Source organism: Vibrio bathopelagicus, assembly GCF_014879975.1.
GTDB classification, from domain to species: domain Bacteria; phylum Pseudomonadota; class Gammaproteobacteria; order Enterobacterales; family Vibrionaceae; genus Vibrio; species Vibrio bathopelagicus.
The window spans coordinates 846,394-862,979 of record NZ_CP062500.1 but is presented as its reverse complement, the minus strand read 5'-3'; the positions used below and the strand labels follow the sequence as shown (position 1 = coordinate 862,979).

General features: G+C 42.3%; 18 protein-coding genes and 1 tRNA gene. 8 read left to right on the top strand and 11 right to left on the bottom strand.

Annotated elements, in window-relative coordinates; all coding sequences use genetic code 11:
* The first annotated feature begins 348 nt into the window (after positions 1-348).
* Together IHV80_RS03925 and IHV80_RS03920 are read left to right on the top strand one after the other, a co-directional pair.
* On the top strand, positions 349-1,236 hold the full coding sequence (locus IHV80_RS03925; protein ID WP_192890118.1) for a TraB/GumN family protein: 888 nt from the start codon (positions 349-351) through the stop codon (positions 1,234-1,236).
* A gap of 121 nt (positions 1,237-1,357) precedes the next feature.
* Complete coding sequence (locus IHV80_RS03920) at positions 1,358-1,780, top strand: hypothetical protein (RefSeq protein WP_192890117.1); 423 nt, start codon at positions 1,358-1,360, stop codon at positions 1,778-1,780.
* An 82-nt stretch (positions 1,781-1,862) separates the two neighbouring features.
* On the opposite strand, the gene IHV80_RS03915 is transcribed toward IHV80_RS03920, so the two are convergent.
* Genes IHV80_RS03915 through IHV80_RS03905 form a run of 3 tightly spaced genes read right to left on the bottom strand, consistent with a single transcriptional unit; the run spans position 1,863 to position 3,613 of the window.
* Positions 1,863-2,699, bottom strand: coding sequence for a CsgG/HfaB family protein (locus IHV80_RS03915; protein WP_192890116.1), 837 nt, complete (start codon positions 2,697-2,699; stop codon positions 1,863-1,865).
* 16 nt (positions 2,700-2,715) lie between these two features.
* Positions 2,716-3,126 carry a curli assembly protein CsgF gene (locus tag IHV80_RS03910; protein ID WP_192890115.1) on the bottom strand — a complete coding sequence of 137 codons (411 nt, stop codon included), beginning with the start codon at positions 3,124-3,126 and terminating at the stop codon, positions 2,716-2,718.
* 10 nt (positions 3,127-3,136) lie between these two features.
* A complete protein-coding gene (locus tag IHV80_RS03905; RefSeq protein ID WP_226088507.1) occupies positions 3,137-3,613 on the bottom strand; it encodes a curli production assembly/transport protein CsgE in 477 nt (158 codons plus the stop codon).
* Between the two features lie 324 nt (positions 3,614-3,937).
* On the opposite strand from IHV80_RS03905, the gene IHV80_RS03900 reads away from it, so the two are divergent.
* From IHV80_RS03900 to IHV80_RS03890, 3 genes are all read left to right on the top strand, one after another.
* Positions 3,938-4,549: a curlin subunit CsgB gene (locus IHV80_RS03900; protein ID WP_192890113.1), complete on the top strand. Its 612-nt coding sequence runs from the start codon at positions 3,938-3,940 to the stop codon at positions 4,547-4,549.
* An 85-nt stretch (positions 4,550-4,634) separates the two neighbouring features.
* The gene (locus IHV80_RS03895) at positions 4,635-5,492 is read left to right on the top strand and encodes a curlin (protein ID WP_192890112.1); all 858 of its coding nucleotides are present in this window, start codon (positions 4,635-4,637) and stop codon (positions 5,490-5,492) included.
* 501 nt (positions 5,493-5,993) lie between these two features.
* Positions 5,994-6,662 carry a LuxR C-terminal-related transcriptional regulator gene (locus tag IHV80_RS03890; RefSeq protein WP_192890111.1) on the top strand — a complete coding sequence of 223 codons (669 nt, stop codon included), beginning with the start codon at positions 5,994-5,996 and terminating at the stop codon, positions 6,660-6,662.
* Positions 6,663-6,937: 275 nt separating this feature from the next.
* Here IHV80_RS03890 and IHV80_RS03885 read toward each other — a convergent pair.
* Positions 6,938-7,014 (bottom strand) — tRNA-Pro (locus IHV80_RS03885).
* A gap of 255 nt (positions 7,015-7,269) precedes the next feature.
* Here IHV80_RS03885 and IHV80_RS03880 point away from each other — a divergent pair.
* The 3 genes from IHV80_RS03880 to rluF all read left to right on the top strand — a co-directional run bounded on the left by IHV80_RS03880 (position 7,270) and on the right by rluF (position 9,516).
* Entirely contained in the window at positions 7,270-7,410 is a 141-nt protein-coding gene (locus tag IHV80_RS03880) for a DUF3149 domain-containing protein (protein ID WP_004736246.1), read from the top strand.
* Positions 7,411-7,580: 170 nt separating this feature from the next.
* The gene (gene smrA, locus IHV80_RS03875) at positions 7,581-8,162 is read left to right on the top strand and encodes a DNA endonuclease SmrA (protein WP_192890110.1); all 582 of its coding nucleotides are present in this window, start codon (positions 7,581-7,583) and stop codon (positions 8,160-8,162) included.
* A 220-nt stretch (positions 8,163-8,382) separates the two neighbouring features.
* Positions 8,383-9,516, top strand: coding sequence for a 23S rRNA pseudouridine(2604) synthase RluF (gene rluF / locus IHV80_RS03870; protein ID WP_192890109.1), 1,134 nt, complete (start codon positions 8,383-8,385; stop codon positions 9,514-9,516).
* Positions 9,517-9,650: 134 nt separating this feature from the next.
* Here rluF and ybaK read toward each other — a convergent pair whose 3' ends face one another.
* From ybaK to prfA, 7 genes are all read right to left on the bottom strand, one after another.
* Positions 9,651-10,124 (bottom strand): Cys-tRNA(Pro) deacylase, encoded by a 474-nt coding sequence (gene ybaK / locus IHV80_RS03865; RefSeq protein ID WP_192890108.1) that lies wholly within the window; start codon positions 10,122-10,124, stop codon positions 9,651-9,653.
* A gap of 118 nt (positions 10,125-10,242) precedes the next feature.
* Positions 10,243-11,904 carry a bifunctional UDP-sugar hydrolase/5'-nucleotidase UshA gene (ushA, locus tag IHV80_RS03860; RefSeq protein ID WP_192890107.1) on the bottom strand — a complete coding sequence of 554 codons (1,662 nt, stop codon included), beginning with the start codon at positions 11,902-11,904 and terminating at the stop codon, positions 10,243-10,245.
* A 454-nt stretch (positions 11,905-12,358) separates the two neighbouring features.
* On the bottom strand, positions 12,359-13,213 hold the full coding sequence (gene kdsA / locus IHV80_RS03855; RefSeq protein ID WP_017106310.1) for a 3-deoxy-8-phosphooctulonate synthase: 855 nt from the start codon (positions 13,211-13,213) through the stop codon (positions 12,359-12,361).
* Between the two features lie 22 nt (positions 13,214-13,235).
* Entirely contained in the window at positions 13,236-14,045 is an 810-nt protein-coding gene (locus tag IHV80_RS03850; protein ID WP_192890106.1) for a SirB1 family protein, read from the bottom strand.
* A gap of 6 nt (positions 14,046-14,051) precedes the next feature.
* Positions 14,052-14,435, bottom strand: coding sequence for a SirB2 family protein (locus tag IHV80_RS03845; protein WP_009848726.1), 384 nt, complete (start codon positions 14,433-14,435; stop codon positions 14,052-14,054).
* A 170-nt stretch (positions 14,436-14,605) separates the two neighbouring features.
* Positions 14,606-15,478 (bottom strand): peptide chain release factor N(5)-glutamine methyltransferase, encoded by an 873-nt coding sequence (gene prmC / locus IHV80_RS03840; RefSeq protein WP_192890105.1) that lies wholly within the window; start codon positions 15,476-15,478, stop codon positions 14,606-14,608.
* 5 nt (positions 15,479-15,483) lie between these two features.
* Positions 15,484-16,572: a peptide chain release factor 1 gene (gene prfA, locus IHV80_RS03835; RefSeq protein ID WP_192890104.1), complete on the bottom strand. Its 1,089-nt coding sequence runs from the start codon at positions 16,570-16,572 to the stop codon at positions 15,484-15,486.
* Between the last annotated feature and the right edge of the window lie 14 nt (positions 16,573-16,586).

The window sequence follows — 16,586 nt, the reverse complement described above, 5'->3', positions numbered from 1 at the left end:
TTAGATAAACTATATGGCCTTATTTTTTGCCGTGAATTAAATCAGGCTAATTCAGTGATCAGCTTCAAATCTCAAAAACAGTAACAAATTTAATATCAATAAAATCATTAAGTTAGTATCGACGGCACTTCCGTCAGTTTTATTTTGACGTAATAATTGAGAATTAAATCACAATCTTTTTAATGAATTTCATAAAATCGTGTCGTTGATAGAGAGAAAGGTTTAAGAGTTTGTTCGGGTTGTTATACTTTTCGTACAAACAACGTGACATCGTTCTCAAAAAAAACCGTTAAAAAACTCCGTCAAAAACCTTTTTAACGAGTTTATTTCTTTCTAAAGGAGCTCTCTTTGCGCACATTCTTGTACCTTACGTTACTCACTCTCGCCTTTTCAGCAAAGCAAGCGGCCGCCGAACCCCTTTATTGGCAAGCAAAAAAAGATGATTTGACCCTCACTATCTTGGGTTCCGTCCACGTTGGGGACGAGAGCATGTACCCGCTTCCCGCACAGATCACTGACACGTTAAAAGAGAGCGACGGATTAATTGTCGAGACGGATATAAGAAAGACAGAAGGCGTGGTGTATCCCACGACCACAGTGACCACAGGTGATGTATTAAACAAAGAACAAAAACAATTATTAACGAGCATCTCAAAATCATTGGATATGCCAACTCAGAAACTACTTAGCTCGCCCCCTTGGGCAACGTCTCTGTCGATACAAATGCAACAGTTGAAGAAGCTTGGCTATGGTTCGGCTGACGGTGTTGATGCAACACTCGCCTATAAAGCAACAATCGCGGATGTTCCGGTCGTCAGCTTAGAGGCTCTACAATTTCAAATAGACCTCATCGCAGGACAAAAAGATTCCGGTAAAGAGTGGCTAGTCAGTAGCCTTGAAGAATTTGACCAAACTGATGGTGTGATTCACTGCTTAATTGAAAGTTGGAAAGCCGGTGATGTAGCGAAGCTTGAGGAGTTTGCGAAGTTGTCTGAAATGCCATCTGAACTAGAGAAAGCATTTTTTACCGATCGCAATATCGATTGGGCAAACAAGCTATCCGCCAATGATTGGAAACTCGACTTAAAGGGACACTATTTGGTGGTCGTCGGCACTTTACACCTGATTGGCGAAGGTAACCTTTTGCAGCTATTAAAAGAGAAAGGTTTCAATGTCACTCAACAATCACAAAGCCAACAAGCTCAGTGTCAATTTGAGGTTAGTGACGACAGCTAGCTAAATTCGATACCATGACTTTCTCATAATGTAACCATTACCTAATAACAGAATCATTACATTTAATAGCACCATAACGGTGCTATTATCTTTCGCTCTTTTTATATACGGTGTTGTTCTCATGAAACCAGTACTCTTCGCTTTACCTTTAGCCCTAGCGATCCTGATGCCCACGGCAGCGTCTGCCAAAGAAACTTGCACGATCGAACAATTCCAACCAATAGACATTCAGCCTGATACAAAAGGCGGCGTGCTAGATAAAGAAAGCGGACAGTTTCTGATTACTGAGAAGCCACCAATGCGATGCGCGAATATTACGTTCACGACGTCTACAACACGCAACCGTATCGCAAGCCAAATGAATAGTAATTTTGAAGCAAGTTTCTACGATGGCCAAACGGGTAACTCTAGTTTAGCTTCGTTCAATGAAGATGAAGTGAAGGCAGGTTACATTCGAATTGGTCCAAATAACCCAGCTGAAGCCTATATTTGTTTTGTTACATCGGAAACACCGATCAAAGACATCACTTGTGACGTCAAATAAATCACCTAAGTAACAGATAAAAACAGGGCTACGGGAAAGGTCCATTTTCCACATAGCCCTATTTTGCTGCTTACTCGGTTACTTAAAGTATGTCAGTACTCTCTTCAGAATAACGAGCGATGATTGGATTTTTCATTGCGTTAGGGTCACCAGGCGACCACATGCCACGCTTCATTCCTTTAACGATTAAATGAATCACAGCGGCATCTATTGCTGACATTACAGCTATATTCACTGGTTCGTTTTGGCTATAGCCCATCTCAACCTCTAGCAACTCTTTGTAGTCCACAAAACGAAATGCGCCGAAACCAATCTCATGTGAAGAAATAGTTTTTGATGTAGTGACACTCAATAAAACCTGCCCAGTTCGAACATCAACAGCCCTTAAATTCACGGTCACTTGATCCGTTCTATATTGCCCAGAGCCACCAATACCCAAATACTTAGCGCCTGCCCCCCCGGTAACAATGTTCGAATCATAGGCCACAATCCCACCTTCGATAACAATGTTGGCTGAACTCAGCGATGACAAGTCCGCACCGTGATTATTCACGACCTTATCTTTTTTCTGGGCTGCTCGAATGATCTTACGTTCCGTCAATAGATTTTGCAGGCCTTCACGCTCTAAAGGCACAAACCATTGCGAATCGATCAACGATGTCGTCAATAACGACGTGCCCCCTTGTGGTACAGCGGTTGAAAAATTACTGTTTGGCTGAGGTTTATACTGTCCCGTTTGATCTCTAAAATCGTAAACCGAAACAAGTATCTTCCCTCGAGGCCTTGGTAATGATATGAGGTCAGTATAAGTCGCGCCTCTAGGCATCAGCTTAGGGATCTCAGATGTTTCTGGGATCTGCATAGAATAGCTGCACCCCCCTAACACCAGCATCAAGAAGATGGTGAACATCGATTTCATAACACAATCCTTGTGATTAGAGGTCTGGGTTCAGCCCAGCAACGCTGATTTCTGTCGACTCTCCAGTCTTTTTATCGACAATTTGAACCAACAATGTCCCAGAATCGTCCACTATGTTCAGAAAGAAATCATCGGTCTCAAGTTGCCCAGTATTACCACTCCCTACATCAGCAAGTAGCTGGCTGATCAAGCGTGATTCCAAGCTTGAAGCCAACCTATCTAGAGCGGACTCTTGCTCACCAAAGATATCCCTTGCACTAGGGTCGTCATAATCGTTAATGGCATTGGCATGATTAAAAAGGTGAGAACTGTTTAGTGCGTTTCCTCCAAAACTAGGATTTACGGGCGTATAAACCAATTCGCTCGAACAAATCGAAGGCGACACGAACAACACTATAAGTGCCAATTTTTTTAATGATATAGACATCCCTGCCTCCTCAAAATTCATCATGGTCTAGATCGTAGGTATCTTGAAACAGTCGTTCTGCTTGCCATCGGATGATGTAATTTCCAACCACTCGTGTTGCATCGGCAGCGCGTTCTTTTGCTTGTCTACGACCGGGGGACAACGCCGTACGAAAGATCGGTTTCCTAGAATGTTGAACCTCTATGATGCTTCCAGATAACGCCGTTGGCCTTTCTTTTACCGTCAAATTTTCCTTAAGGTCAGGATAACTATCATTAAGCGATTGCGAAAAGAAAAAATAGAAATCCTCTCCGAGACGCGTAATGGTTCTATCCACGATGATTCCATCAACTTCACTAAAATCATTAAATTTTTCCTTAAGACTGTTCGTCGACTCCTCAAGTTTCTTTCCATTTTCTAACGGGGCACCATTTTCAAGACCATGACTTTCATCTCCGGCATGAACAACAAAAGAGATAAAAGTAATTGTAAGCAGCTTGAGTTTCATATTGGCTCCCATTCGAAGTCCATTTACAAGATGAGGAGGTGATTCTTTGAACAAGATAAAGAGTAGGTGCAATGCACTTTGTCACATATAAACTTTATAATTAAATTCCAATTTCAATTCACTAACTAAGGTTAATAAAAATTCAAAAAACTAAGTATTTTTAATATATGCAATTACGTTATTTTTAGATTTTAGTTTATAGATGTTCGTCATTTGGCTACCTAGAATCTCCTCATTACATTGGCTTACACAGCTCTCAGTGCAGGAATTTATGTTTCGGTTCTTGATTGAGGTAAAAACCACAAACACTTTAAGGTAAAGGTAATGATAACTAGGGACGCGTCACTTATCGGCTTAACTTGTTTATATTTATCAATAGGTAGTTTTAATAGTGCTATCGCTTCTGATTTGGAGGGAAGCTTTCTACACAACGTAAACCATGACGTCGTAAACGAGTTTAATGACTTAGATCTTATTTCGTCACGGGATTTGGATAACTACTCAGAAATAGATATATCCGACTCTTCAGGTTCCATTGCGATTATTCAACAACATAGTCTAGGAACCAGCGCAAATAATAAAGCCAAGATCAAACAAAACGGAAGCTCTAATTCAGCTTATATAGGACAAATAGGAAAGAATAATATTGCTCTTATTGATCAGGATGGAGCAAACAACAAAGCCGCTATTGGTCAGCTCGGAGCCAATTCCGACGCTCTGATCTCCCAAGATGGAGATAACAACTTGGCGGTGATAGGACAAGCTAATTACTCAGGACAAAACAGCCAATTAAGTATTGCTCAGAAAGGTCATGGCAATACGGCTTATATGGTTGGGTCTGGAGGAGACAATTTAGGAATTTCTCAGAACGGCAATGACTTTGCAGTAATCAACGCGTCTAGCTCAATGAGAATTCACATCAATCAAGCCAATTAGCGCGCAGTATGGAAAGCTTGATTCACCGTTGCTTCTCGATGAAGTAACAACATAGTCGACATGGAAATGTATAAGGATACAACTTATGAAAGTTACACAAATTGGAATTATAGTCGGTGCTATTCTGGGCTTTAATGCAGCATACGCAGATAATTTACCAGCTCCTTTTCCAGCCTCTGAACCAGCGTTGGGTGCAATAGAAGGAACAACCGATCTTGGGATATCATCGACAGTAGCCGGTATTCAACCCTTAGCGATGGATAATACTGCCGTTTGGCAAATGGGCAATGGCGATAATGCCAATGTCACGATTAGCCAGAATACGTCTGGTGTTACTAATGGACATGTTGCACTAGTAGACACACATGCTAGCTATAACTCTGACGTAGTGGTTCAACAAGATGGCAATCTCAATGAAGCTCACGTTAAGTTACGCTATGTAAACAACAACGCTTGGGTTGATCAAGATGGTGTTAGTAACCAAGCCCAAATCACAGTTCAACCTTATGGTCGAAGCAATGATTTACGTGTTACACAAGTGGGTAATGAGAACATCTCTGTCGTCAATGCTTTAGGTGGTGCTGACTACAATGAAGCTGATGTGAATGTCTCTGGTAACTCCAATACAACCTATACCGAGTTTAGTAACGCGAGTGTTGATAATAATGACGTAGACATCGATATCAGCGGCGATAATAACTATGTTCAAACGATAGTCAACACCGATGTTGGTGGTGGCGATGATAACTATGTCGATATCGATCTCGTGAGCAGTAGCGATAACCGCGTATTCACGTTACAAACAGGCTCTCATTCAGATGCCATTGTTAGCTTAACAAACAGCAGTTCAAACCAATTTATGATTGAACAAACCTCTTATGATACTGCTCTCGTTTCAGGTAATGGCGCAAGTGGTAATGTCGGTATAATTTATCAGAACTAATATGATAAAAAGTGCATATATTAAAACGGCGTTGATCGCCGTTTTATTTTTCCCTTTATGTTTAAGTGCATCTGAAGAAATTTCAAAGTCAGCACAGTGTTTTATTAAAAACAAACATAACGTGCTTGTGTTTGATAACAGTACAGCATCTTCAGTCACTCTAAAAACAAACACACACTCTCAACTCAACCAATATATAAGTAGTGGTAAAACAAAATTTATTTTTAATTCCAACCAATTTCCTCTTACTTTAGAGATTAAACCAGAAAATAAGAGTTGGAGAATATTTCGAGATTGTACGATGACAGAACTAGACGTTAATTAATAAAACTAAAGGAAACAGATGCTTCCACTTGATTCTGTTATATACCTTCACCTGTACTATTAATTACATTCACCATATTTATAAAATAACTAGCCAACTTATTGGTAGAATAACTATGTGTGCTATAGACTATCAAGTCTGATACAAGGGCAGTGGGTTAATAAAGGAGTGTACACATGGCTAAGTCGAAAGTTCATCAAGCCATTTTAATAGCCGAAAATAATTTACAGTCTACGCTGCTCAAAGAGTCATTAGAGCAAAAGGTGAACCTTAGTATTAGGCTTATATCTCCTGAAAAACTGAGTATCAACTCATTGCAAGCCGACAATTTGAATATCATTATTATTGACTATCCAATAATGACCAAAGATTTTATATCTAAATACCAAGAGCTTAGAGACGATGTAATATGTGATACCCATGAAGTATTGTTAAACACTCCAAACGACTTCCCGCATACTGAGATGCTCAAATGGCAATATCTCGTCGGTATTTTCTATGTTTCAGACACGCTTGATAAGCTTGTCACTGGTTTCAACTGCATCTTAGAAGACGAAATGTGGATGAGCAGGAAACTCATTTATAAGTACATTCGCTTTTATCGTGAAAGGCAATGCGCAAAAACGAGCCCGTACTATTTAAAACTCACTAAACGCGAGCAACAAATCATCAAGCTACTCGGTGAGGGCGCGTCCAACACTCAGATCGCCGACACACTCTACGTCAGTGAGAATACAGTCAAAGCACACCTTCACAATACATTTAAAAAAATCAAAGTGAAGAATCGACTGCAGGCTCTGATTTGGGTAAAGAACAATGTCGCTACCAGTGAGTTCGTTCAATAGCCCATGCTTTTAACAACACCTTAAGGCTGGCGACTCACCAAGACAGCTTAACTAGCCGCATTAAACTCAGGCAAAATCACTTTCTGCCGATGTTCACAATTTGAGAATGCAAAAAAGCCGCAGCCTTTTCTATTACAAAATAGTGCTACGGCTTTCTTTAATGTGGTCAGTGAAGAGCTTATTTTGAACATCTAGCGAACCCCACTTAGGTTCTAATCCTATTTCCTACACTCCAAAACGACGAAAGCCTGCTCATTGAGCAGGCTTTCTAAATGTGGTCGGTGAAGAGGGATTCGAACCCCCGACCCTCTGGTCCCAAACCAGATGCGCTACCAAGCTGCGCTATTCACCGAGATATCTAACTGGCTGATTGCCTGTCGATGGAGCGTATAATACGGGTTCTGAATTTATCCGCAAGGGCTTTTTTCACTCTTTTTTACATTATCGAATCGTTCGAACAAAAGACGTACAACCTAACGACTAATGTGACGAAAAACACACACTCACCAACAAGTATTTAACTTATGAAACAGGATTGATCCAGATCAGTGAATTGATAATGCTACTTAATACACTAAGCCATGTCATATAACTTTGAGGTATACACATGGACTTTTGGCTAGAACTCCTATTTGGTAATGCAGTGGGGCTATCTTCAATGATAGTAATATTCGGGGCTCTGGGTCTCATGATGTTTTATGGAGGGTTCTTCATATACAAAGTTATGACTGAAAAATCTCCTCACTAGTATCGCTCAGCCTACATCATTTACTTTAAGTATCATTTCCTTGATAAATAAATGTTAAAACGCTTTGCACCGGAGTTGACTCCTCTTGTCTCCTCCGGTTTTTTCATTTTTAAACCCAGCCACAACTTAGGTATACTGACCCTATCCTTCTACAACTTGAGATGAACACCATGTCTCATGATGACGACTTAGATCTATTCCAAGAAATGATGGGCGATGTGAAACGTATCGACCATGACACCGCTGAGCACCAAAAAGTGCATCGAGTTACCGAGTCTCAACTTGCAAAGCGTGAGGCGGCTATGTGGCTGTCTGAGGACGAAAAAGATTACCTCTCTCTCGACTATTCTCCAATGCTGAAACCTGATGACGTTATTGCGTATAAAAAAGATGGCGTTCAAGAAGGCGTATACAAAAAACTGCGCTTAGGTAAATATCCAGTTCAAGCTAAGCTCGATCTCCACAGGAAAACATTGAAAGATGCTCGCAACGAAGTGCTTTCATTTTTACGCCAATGTTTAAGAATGGATGTGCGCACCGTCATTATTGTTCACGGTAAGGGTGAACGCTCGAATCCACCAGCCATGATGAAAAGCTATGTAGCCAATTGGTTATCGCAAATTAATGATGTTCAATGTGTTCACTCAGCGCAGCAATTTCATGGTGGTACTGGAGCCGTTTACGTCATGCTCAGAAAGAGTAATGACAAAAAACTTGAGAATAGAGAGCGTCACCAAAAACGGACTCGCTAAATCATCAGAAGCTTAATGAAAAAAGGCCATCGTCTTCGAACATTCAGCTAAGCACATCGAATACCACAATTGATATTTAGTGCCGAAAATAGATATTTAGTGCCGAAGCCCACACTAGGTGTTAAAATTGCCTCAGTTAACGAATTAAAACGTAAAAGCAACTGTCCATAGTTGCTTTTTGTTTATCTATATTTCCGTTGTGAAACGCTAAGAGAATATCATGTCACAAGAATCCCAAGCTAAACGCCTTAATAAATACATCAGTGAAACTGGTTTTTGTTCACGTCGTGAAGCAGACAAACTGATCGATGCAGGCCGAGTTACTATTAATGGCAAGATCCCTGAGATGGGAACGAAAGTATTGCCAGGTGATGATGTTGAGATCGACAACAAGCCAGTGCGTTCAAAAGAAAAGCCTATCTACATTGCTCTCAATAAACCGACTGGCATTACCTGTACAACTGAGCGTGATATTCCAGGCAACATCGTCGACTTCATTGGCCACCACAAACGTATCTTCCCTATTGGTCGCCTAGATAAGCCCTCTGATGGCCTTATCTTCTTGACCAACGATGGCGACATCGTCAATAAGATCTTGCGTGCGGGTAACAATCACGAAAAAGAATACGTGGTTCGTGTAGATAAGCCGATTACGACGGAATTCTTGAAGAAAATGGCTTCTGGTGTCCCTATTTTGGATACCGTTACCCTGCCTTGTAATGTCGAGAAAGAGACAAAGTTCTCATTCCGAATTACGCTAACTCAAGGCCTTAACCGTCAGATCCGTCGTATGTGTGAAGCGTTAGGCTATGAAGTCTTCAAACTACGTCGTGTTCGTATTATGAACATCTCACTTGATGGCATTCCAAACGGAAAGTGGCGCTACCTGAGCGAAGAAGAAATCGCAGAGATATTAGCGATGTGCGAAGGTTCAGTGAGCACTGAAGATGCATCAAAAATAAACGCAAAAGGTCAGCGAATTCGCAAGGCAACCGATGCTAAGCTATTTGATAGCCGTGAGGAAAATCAAACCTCAACAGCACGACGTAATCAAAACGAGAATCGTACTCGCACCTACCGCGGTAATAACGCGGATGAATTCCGTCATGCGCCGAACTCGAAGCGTGGTCGTAATTCGTCGAATAGTGAAAGCGGCGGCAACACCGAGAACTGGAAATCGAACTCTCGTTCAGAGCGTTCAAACTCAGATCGAAACAGCTCAGATCGCAGTCGCACAGACCGCGACAATAACGATCGTAGAAGCGGCAAGCCAACAAACCGTAGCCAAGACTCAAACAGACCAAACAAACCAGCACCTAAGCGCGTTGGTGGTACCTTAGGTCTTAAGAAGTAATATTCTACTCTTTAATACAGAAACGCCCACTAGGTTATCTTAGTGGGCGTTTTTTGTTGTTGGTTAAGTCAAAGCTGAGTACGAAGATCGGTATTTACCTCGTCAGATTAATGGCTTTCATGATCGTTCGTCTGCTACAAGCACAAATCAGTAAATTGAGCTCGAGTAAGCAAAGCTAAGTCCCTAGGTGTCAGCTCAATTTCCAGGCCTCGCTTCCCTGCACTTACGCATATCGTTTCTAATTCTGTCGCGCTGGAATGAACAAAGGTAGGTAATGCTTTTTTCTGACCGAGCGGACTGATTCCACCCACTACATAACCTGTGGTTTTCTGCGCAATATCAGGATTAGCCATCTCGGCTTTTTTACCTTTCGCCGCTTTAGCCGCAAGCTTAAGATTTAGCTTCTGGTCGACAGGAATAACAGCCACAGCCAAATCTTTAGCGACGCCGTTCAGACAAAATAAAAGCGTTTTGAACACGCGTTTGGGATCCTGCCCCAGAGCTTCAACCGCCTCTAATCCATAGTTGGTGTTGTTTGCATCGTGATGATACTGATGTACGGTATGAGCGATTTTCTTTTTCTTGGCAAGGTTGATTGCAGGGGTCATAACAAATCCAAACGATAGATAAACAAAAAGCGACGCCGAGGCGTCGCTTTAGTTAAATTTATCATGGTGCTAGAGTCAATCTAATTTAGCACCTAGTGATTCAATTAACTGGGTTCAATTACTTGTAAACCATTTGACCAGACGGTGCGTACTTGTTCACGTCAACTGGGCTGTTCGCTTCTAGGTACTCTTTCAGTACTTCAGCATCAACAAAACCTGTGTTCACGTAACCAGGGTGGTCAGAAAGTTTAGGGTAACCGTCACCACCAGCCGCGTTGAAGCTTGGCACTGTGAAGCGGTATGTTTCGTCTAAACGAAGCTGTTTGCCACCGATGAATACGTTCGATACTTCACCGTTCGTCACTGTCATTGAAATGCCAGCGAATTGCGCGTAAGCACCAGAGTCGATTGGTTTCGTCGCCACAACGTTTAGGTAATCTAGAACTTCTTTACCTGTCATGTCAGTGTAAGTCAGGATGTTTGCAAAAGGTTGTACCTTCAATACATCTTTGTAAGTGACATTGCCCGCTTCAATTGAGTCACGAACACCACCAGAGTTCATCACAGCGAAGTCGGCTTGTGCACGCTCCATGTGAGAAGTCGCAATCAAACGGCCTAGGTTAGTTTGTTGGAAACGAACCACGTTACGATCGCCCTCAAGCTTGCCATTTGTCTCAGCAATTTGAACTTCTAGCTGTGCCTGACCTTGCTCTTGGAAAGGACGTAGGAATTCAAGTAGCTCTGGATCTTGTGCGATTTCATCTTGAATAAGAACACGTTGCTTCTTACCGTCAATCTTCACTTTCTTCTTAAGGTTAACTGGAACCAGATCGTAGCTCACCATCTCTAGTTGACCGTTACGGAATTCGTAATCAGCACGACCTACGTACTTGCCCCACTCGTGAGCTTGAACGATGTAAGTACCGTTCTGTACGTCTGGTTTACACTCATCACCCGGCTTGAAGTTTTTCTTCGCAACGTTAGGGCCTTCCATACATACAGGCTCTTGAGAGTGACCACCAACAATCATGTCTAGGTCGCCTTCGTTTAGGTAACGAGCAAGTGCTACATCACCCGGTGCGTTAACACCACGTTGGCCGTTTTCGTAGTGACCCATGTGAGTCACAGCGAAGATTAGGTCTGGCTTCTCTGTTTCTTTAAGTTCAGCGATCAGCTTCTTCGCTTCTTCTTTAGGGTCGCGGAAGTCAATGCTTGCAATGAACTCAGGGTTACCGATTTTTGCCGTATCTTCAGTTGTTAGACCGATAACCGCAATCTTGATACCTTGCTTTTCAAACATCTCGTAAGCTTGGAACTTGCGTTCGCCTGTTGCTTTGTCGTAGATGTTTGCAGATAGCATTGGGAAGTTAGCCCAGTCGATCTGCTTTTGTAGTACGTCTAATGAGTTATCGAACTCGTGGTTACCCAATGCCATTGCATCGTAACCAATTTTATTCATGCCTTTGAAATCAGGTTCTGCATCCTGAAGATCTGACTCTGGCACACCAGTGTTGATGTCACCACCAGATAGAAGCAACACGCTACCGCCTTCTGCTTCAACTTCAGCACGAAGTTGATCAACAAGCGTTTTACGCGCAGACATGCCGTATTCACCGTATTTGTTCTGCCAAAAACGACCATGGTTGTCGTTAGTGTGTAGAACCGTTAGCTTGTATGTTTCGTCTTGGTTCCAATCTTGAGTTGATTGAGACGCACACCCAGCTAGAGTAGCTAGGATTGCAGCACTTAGTGCTGTCTTTAGAATAAGGCGTTGCTTCATTGTCATACCTTTGAACTTTTTAGGGGAATCCACTGCTTTTTATGATCTATTGCGACCCCTTATTTGGAGTTCGAACAATAAGACTTCACATCACTTATCTTAAATTAACATTTCAGATGTAACATGATGATTTCATATTTATGTCGAATTGGTCACGCATAGTTCAGCAGTTAAGTGTAACAAAATTATGAGATTGCACTCAAACTTCCCCTGCATCACAAGCAATCGTTTACTTACAAAGTGTGATGAACATCAGTAATTTACTATAAACAGGACTGACCTCGCACTCACATACGAGTTTCTTAGGTAATAACCCACCTCGTTAACAACTCTTTAAATGAACGCTTTGTGTTCGGCTGCTTTTACGAGATAAAAAAAGCCCAATTCAAAGAACTGGGCTTTCTTAGTTCAACTTTTGTGAAATAACGTTTCCGTTACTTCACATCCATCTCAATTATTTAATATCAATATGCTCAAAGCCTTTGATCAGGTCATCAAGTGCTTTCATCTGCTTCAAGAACGGCTCTAGTTTATCTAGGGGTAAAGCTGATGGGCCATCACAACGCGCTTGATCTGGGTTCGGGTGTGCCTCAAGGAACAGACCAGCAACACCAGTAGCAAGACCCGCTTTAGCAAGCTCAACAGTTTGCTCACGACGACCACCAGATGCAGCACCTGATGGGTCACGCATTTGAAGCGCGTGAGTCACGTCAAAGATGATTGGGCTGCCGTTTGATGATTTTTTCATTACACCAAAACCAAGCATATCAACAACTAAGTTGTCGTAACCCATGCAAGAACCACGTTCACAAAGAATGATATTTTCGTTGCCGCACTCTGCGAACTTATCAACGATGTTACCCACTTGATCCGGGCTCATGAACTGAGGCTTCTTCACATTGATAACCGCACCAGTCTTAGCCATTGCTTCAACAAGGTCAGTTTGACGAGCAAGGAACGCTGGAAGCTGGATTACATCAACAACATCTGCAACAGGCTGAGCTTGTGCTTCAGTGTGAATATCCGTGATGATCTTCACGCCAAAGGTATCTTTCAGCTCTTGGAAGATTTTAAGACCTTCTTCCATACCAGGACCACGGTATGAGTGAACAGAACTGCGGTTCGCTTTATCAAAAGACGCCTTAAATACATAAGGGATGCCCAGCTTCTCTGTTACTTTCACGTAGTGCTCACAGATCTGCATCGCTAGATCGCGAGATTCAAGAACGTTCATGCCCGCAAATAACGTAAATGGCTTATCGTTAGCAATTGGCATATCGCCAATATGAACTATTTTCTGTTCCATCATATTCTCTCTAAATAATAATTAATTAGTGAACGACGACAGTTTTTTCCGTCATGACATTCACTTGAGATTTAAGTAACTCAGATGCAGGGTCATCTGGGCATTGATCAATAAAGTACTGATAATCGGTGGCGGCAATCTGGTGGCAATCCAATTGTTGATAGATGAAACCACGGTCACGGATTTCATACGGATCATCCGGTACAAACGTTAACGCAAGATCAGTACACTTCAATGCAAGCGTATAACGCTCTTCTCTCAGTAAGGCACTTTTCAATAAAGCCAACCACTTACCAATAATTGTTGGGTGGTCTGCGACTTTCAAATGCTCACTTTTCAGTTTAGCCAATGGGCCATCATGGCCAATTAACCATGCTCGCAATGTTTGCTGACCAACATACTCGCCATTGTAAGGATTAATATAGACCGGAGTTTGGCCATGCCAACTGACTTTAAGCAGAAACTGAGTCGGAAAAGAGACACCCTCTACAGGAAAGCCTAGCTTGCGCCCTAGAAAAAGGAAGATCGCACCAAGACTGACTGGGATCCCTTTCTTTCTCTCAAGTACTTTATCGATAAACGCGTTTTCCGATGAGAAGTAGGCGTCTTTATCGCCAGCAAAGCCCCACTCGTAAAAGAATAGTCGAATAAAAGATTCAAACTTCTGTTGCTCGTCGGTTTCATTAACTAACGCAAACTCGGCGTCTTTTAATAATCTTGCGAGTTCTTGCTCTGCCCAACTATCTTGAGTTTCAGGGTCAATGGCCTTATTTAAGATCAATGCGCCTTCAGCAAGTTCTAGCTGATCAAAGTCTTCATCAAAAAATTCGTACATACGTCATTAACCGAAAAATGTTGGAGTCTTTGTCATTGCGATTTTGCCTGCCATTGCTAGCCAGCCTAGAGCGCCAAAGAATGAGAAAACTCTCAATAACTTGTTTTTACCTAGCTTAAGTGCAAAGAAGCCTAATGCGATGTAAGCCATCACACAGGTTAGTTTTTCAGTTAACCATGGTGCCGCTGGTGTAAATGGAATAAAGCCAGTAATAAAAATCAAACCAATACCCGATAGCAACAGCAACGAGTCATTGATATGAGGGAAACGCTGCAAGAAAGGATGTTTAAGCTTCGGTGAGTTAGCCATCATAAGAGCGAAACGAATCGAAAGAAGTAGCGCGCTTATCGCAATCGTTAGTAGGTGAAAATGTTTTAAACCTTCGTACATGGTATTCCTTTATATTTTTATATGTGCTTTCGTTAACACGAGCCACACAATACCCGTTAATGCCCTGTATTTCTGCGTTAAATGCATTATCGAGCTAAATGTATTATCGAGTTAAAGGTATCAATTTAGCAAGTTCATCATCTATTGTTCACAAGATGATTAACAGCAGCCTATGAACAATAACGACCCAATGTCACTCGGTCATTACCGCCGTAATCTTTTTCTGTAACGACATCGAAATAACCCAGTTGTTGCATTATCTCACGTACCGCCAAGCCTTGGTCATAACCGTGTTCAAATGCCAACCAACCCTCGTTTTCTAAAAAGCGTCGTGCGTTTTCAGAAATGTATCGAATATCAGCTAAACCTTTCTCTTCCGCAACTAACGCTGTGATCGGTTCAAAACGTACATCACCTTGAGATAAATGAGGGTCATTCTTCTCAATGTAAGGCGGGTTCGAGACAATCAAAGAGAACTTTACAGCTTCTTCTTCAGAACTCGCAGAGTTCAAAGGCTCAAACCAACTGCCATGTAAAAAAGTGGCGTTAGTGATATTTAATCGCTGAGCGTTTTCTGTCGCAAGTTGTTGCGCTTCAGGACGAAGATCAATACCCGTCACTGGTCGATTCGGCATCTCAGACGCTAATGCCAAGGCAATCGCACCAGTACCTGTCCCTAAATCGAGAATCGCACCTTGCTTGCCATATGTTTTGTCTAACGCCACTTCAACCAAACGTTCTGTATCTGGACGCGGGATTAATGTAGAAGGAGAGACTTTTAACGGCAGCGACCAAAACTCACGCTCGCCAACAATATAAGCCACGGGCTCACCGGTTAAGCGACGTTTTAGAAGGGTATGGAATTCGGATTCTTGTTCTGAAGTGAGATGCTTCTCAGGCCAAGTCAGTAGGTAAGATCTAGGTTTATCTAAGGCGTGACAAAGCAGTACCGCAGCATCAATCGAGGGCGATGTGTTATCGCCCTCTTGAAGCTGTACGATTGCTGACTTTAAAGCACTTTCAACCGTATATGCTGACTGCATAGTAATTAGTTGTGCTCAGCAAGTGCTGCTAGTTGATCGGCTTGGTGCTCTTGTAGAACAGGATCAAGCAGGCTTTGCATATCACCTTCCAGAACTTCATTCAGGCGGTAGATCGTTAAGTTGATGCGGTGATCAGAAACACGGCCTTGAGGGTAGTTGTAGGTACGAATACGGTCACTACGGTCACCAGAACCTAATAGGTTACGACGTGTATCTGAAATCGCAGCAGCACGACGCTCTTCTTCAGCTTGAACGATACGAGCTGCTAGAACAGCCATCGCTTTCGCTTTGTTTTTATGCTGAGAACGCTCGTCTTGACACTCTACTACTGTACCTGTTGGTAAGTGAGTAATACGGATTGCTGAATCCGTGGTGTTAACGTGCTGACCACCCGCGCCAGATGCACGGAAAGTATCAATCTTAAGATCGCCAGCTTTGATTTCAGGAAGATCCGCTTCTGGGATCTCAGGCATTACCGCAACAGTACACGCTGATGTATGAACACGACCTTGAGATTCAGTCTCAGGTACACGTTGTACACGGTGACCGCCAGACTCGAACTTCATTGTGCCGTAAACAGCGTCGCCACTGATTTTAGCGATCATCTCTTTAAAGCCGCCCTGCTCTGAAACATTGCTGCTCATCACTTCAACGCGCCAGCCTTTTTTCTCGGCAAATTTAGAGTACATACGGAAAAGGTTACCCGCAAAGATACCCGCTTCATCACCACCTGCGCCAGCACGAATTTCTAAGAAGCAGTTACGCTCATCGTTTGGATCTTTTGGAATAAGAAGAATTTGTAGCTCATCAGTCAGACGTTCAATGTTCGCTTTCGCATCTTTGATTTCTTCTTGAGCCATTTCACGCATTTCTGCGTCGTCTTCATTTGCCATCTCTTCAGCAGCTTCTAAATCTTCTTGAGCTTGCTGGTATGATTTAAAGCACCCCGTCACCTCTTCTAATTGAGAATACTCTTTTGACAAGGCACGGAATTTATCTTGATTCCCAAGTACATCGGGATCACCAAGTAGATGTTGAACGTCTTCATAGCGTTCAACAAGTGTTTCAAGCTTTATTAGAATCGAGGCTTTCATAATGTCTTATTCTG

What these genes read in the sequence shown, in the direction of transcription:
- IHV80_RS03850 (WP_192890106.1), bottom strand. Translation starts at nt 14,045, where the DNA reads ATGTACGAATTTTTTGATGAAGACTTTGATCAGCTAGAACTTGCTGAA.
- IHV80_RS03920 (WP_192890117.1), top strand. Translation starts at nt 1,358, where the DNA reads ATGAAACCAGTACTCTTCGCTTTACCTTTAGCCCTAGCGATCCTGATG.
- IHV80_RS03905 (WP_226088507.1), bottom strand. Translation starts at nt 3,613, where the DNA reads ATGAAACTCAAGCTGCTTACAATTACTTTTATCTCTTTTGTTGTTCAT.
- IHV80_RS03895 (WP_192890112.1), top strand. Translation starts at nt 4,635, where the DNA reads ATGAAAGTTACACAAATTGGAATTATAGTCGGTGCTATTCTGGGCTTT.
- smrA (WP_192890110.1), top strand. Translation starts at nt 7,581, where the DNA reads ATGTCTCATGATGACGACTTAGATCTATTCCAAGAAATGATGGGCGAT.
- kdsA (WP_017106310.1), bottom strand. Translation starts at nt 13,213, where the DNA reads ATGATGGAACAGAAAATAGTTCATATTGGCGATATGCCAATTGCTAAC.
- IHV80_RS03880 (WP_004736246.1), top strand. Translation starts at nt 7,270, where the DNA reads ATGGACTTTTGGCTAGAACTCCTATTTGGTAATGCAGTGGGGCTATCT.
- IHV80_RS03845 (WP_009848726.1), bottom strand. Translation starts at nt 14,435, where the DNA reads ATGTACGAAGGTTTAAAACATTTTCACCTACTAACGATTGCGATAAGC.
- IHV80_RS03910 (WP_192890115.1), bottom strand. Translation starts at nt 3,126, where the DNA reads ATGTCTATATCATTAAAAAAATTGGCACTTATAGTGTTGTTCGTGTCG.
- prmC (WP_192890105.1), bottom strand. Translation starts at nt 15,478, where the DNA reads ATGCAGTCAGCATATACGGTTGAAAGTGCTTTAAAGTCAGCAATCGTA.
- ushA (WP_192890107.1), bottom strand. Translation starts at nt 11,904, where the DNA reads ATGAAGCAACGCCTTATTCTAAAGACAGCACTAAGTGCTGCAATCCTA.
- ybaK (WP_192890108.1), bottom strand. Translation starts at nt 10,124, where the DNA reads ATGACCCCTGCAATCAACCTTGCCAAGAAAAAGAAAATCGCTCATACC.
- IHV80_RS03900 (WP_192890113.1), top strand. Translation starts at nt 3,938, where the DNA reads ATGATAACTAGGGACGCGTCACTTATCGGCTTAACTTGTTTATATTTA.
- prfA (WP_192890104.1), bottom strand. Translation starts at nt 16,572, where the DNA reads ATGAAAGCCTCGATTCTAATAAAGCTTGAAACACTTGTTGAACGCTAT.
- rluF (WP_192890109.1), top strand. Translation starts at nt 8,383, where the DNA reads ATGTCACAAGAATCCCAAGCTAAACGCCTTAATAAATACATCAGTGAA.
- IHV80_RS03890 (WP_192890111.1), top strand. Translation starts at nt 5,994, where the DNA reads ATGGCTAAGTCGAAAGTTCATCAAGCCATTTTAATAGCCGAAAATAAT.
- IHV80_RS03915 (WP_192890116.1), bottom strand. Translation starts at nt 2,699, where the DNA reads ATGAAATCGATGTTCACCATCTTCTTGATGCTGGTGTTAGGGGGGTGC.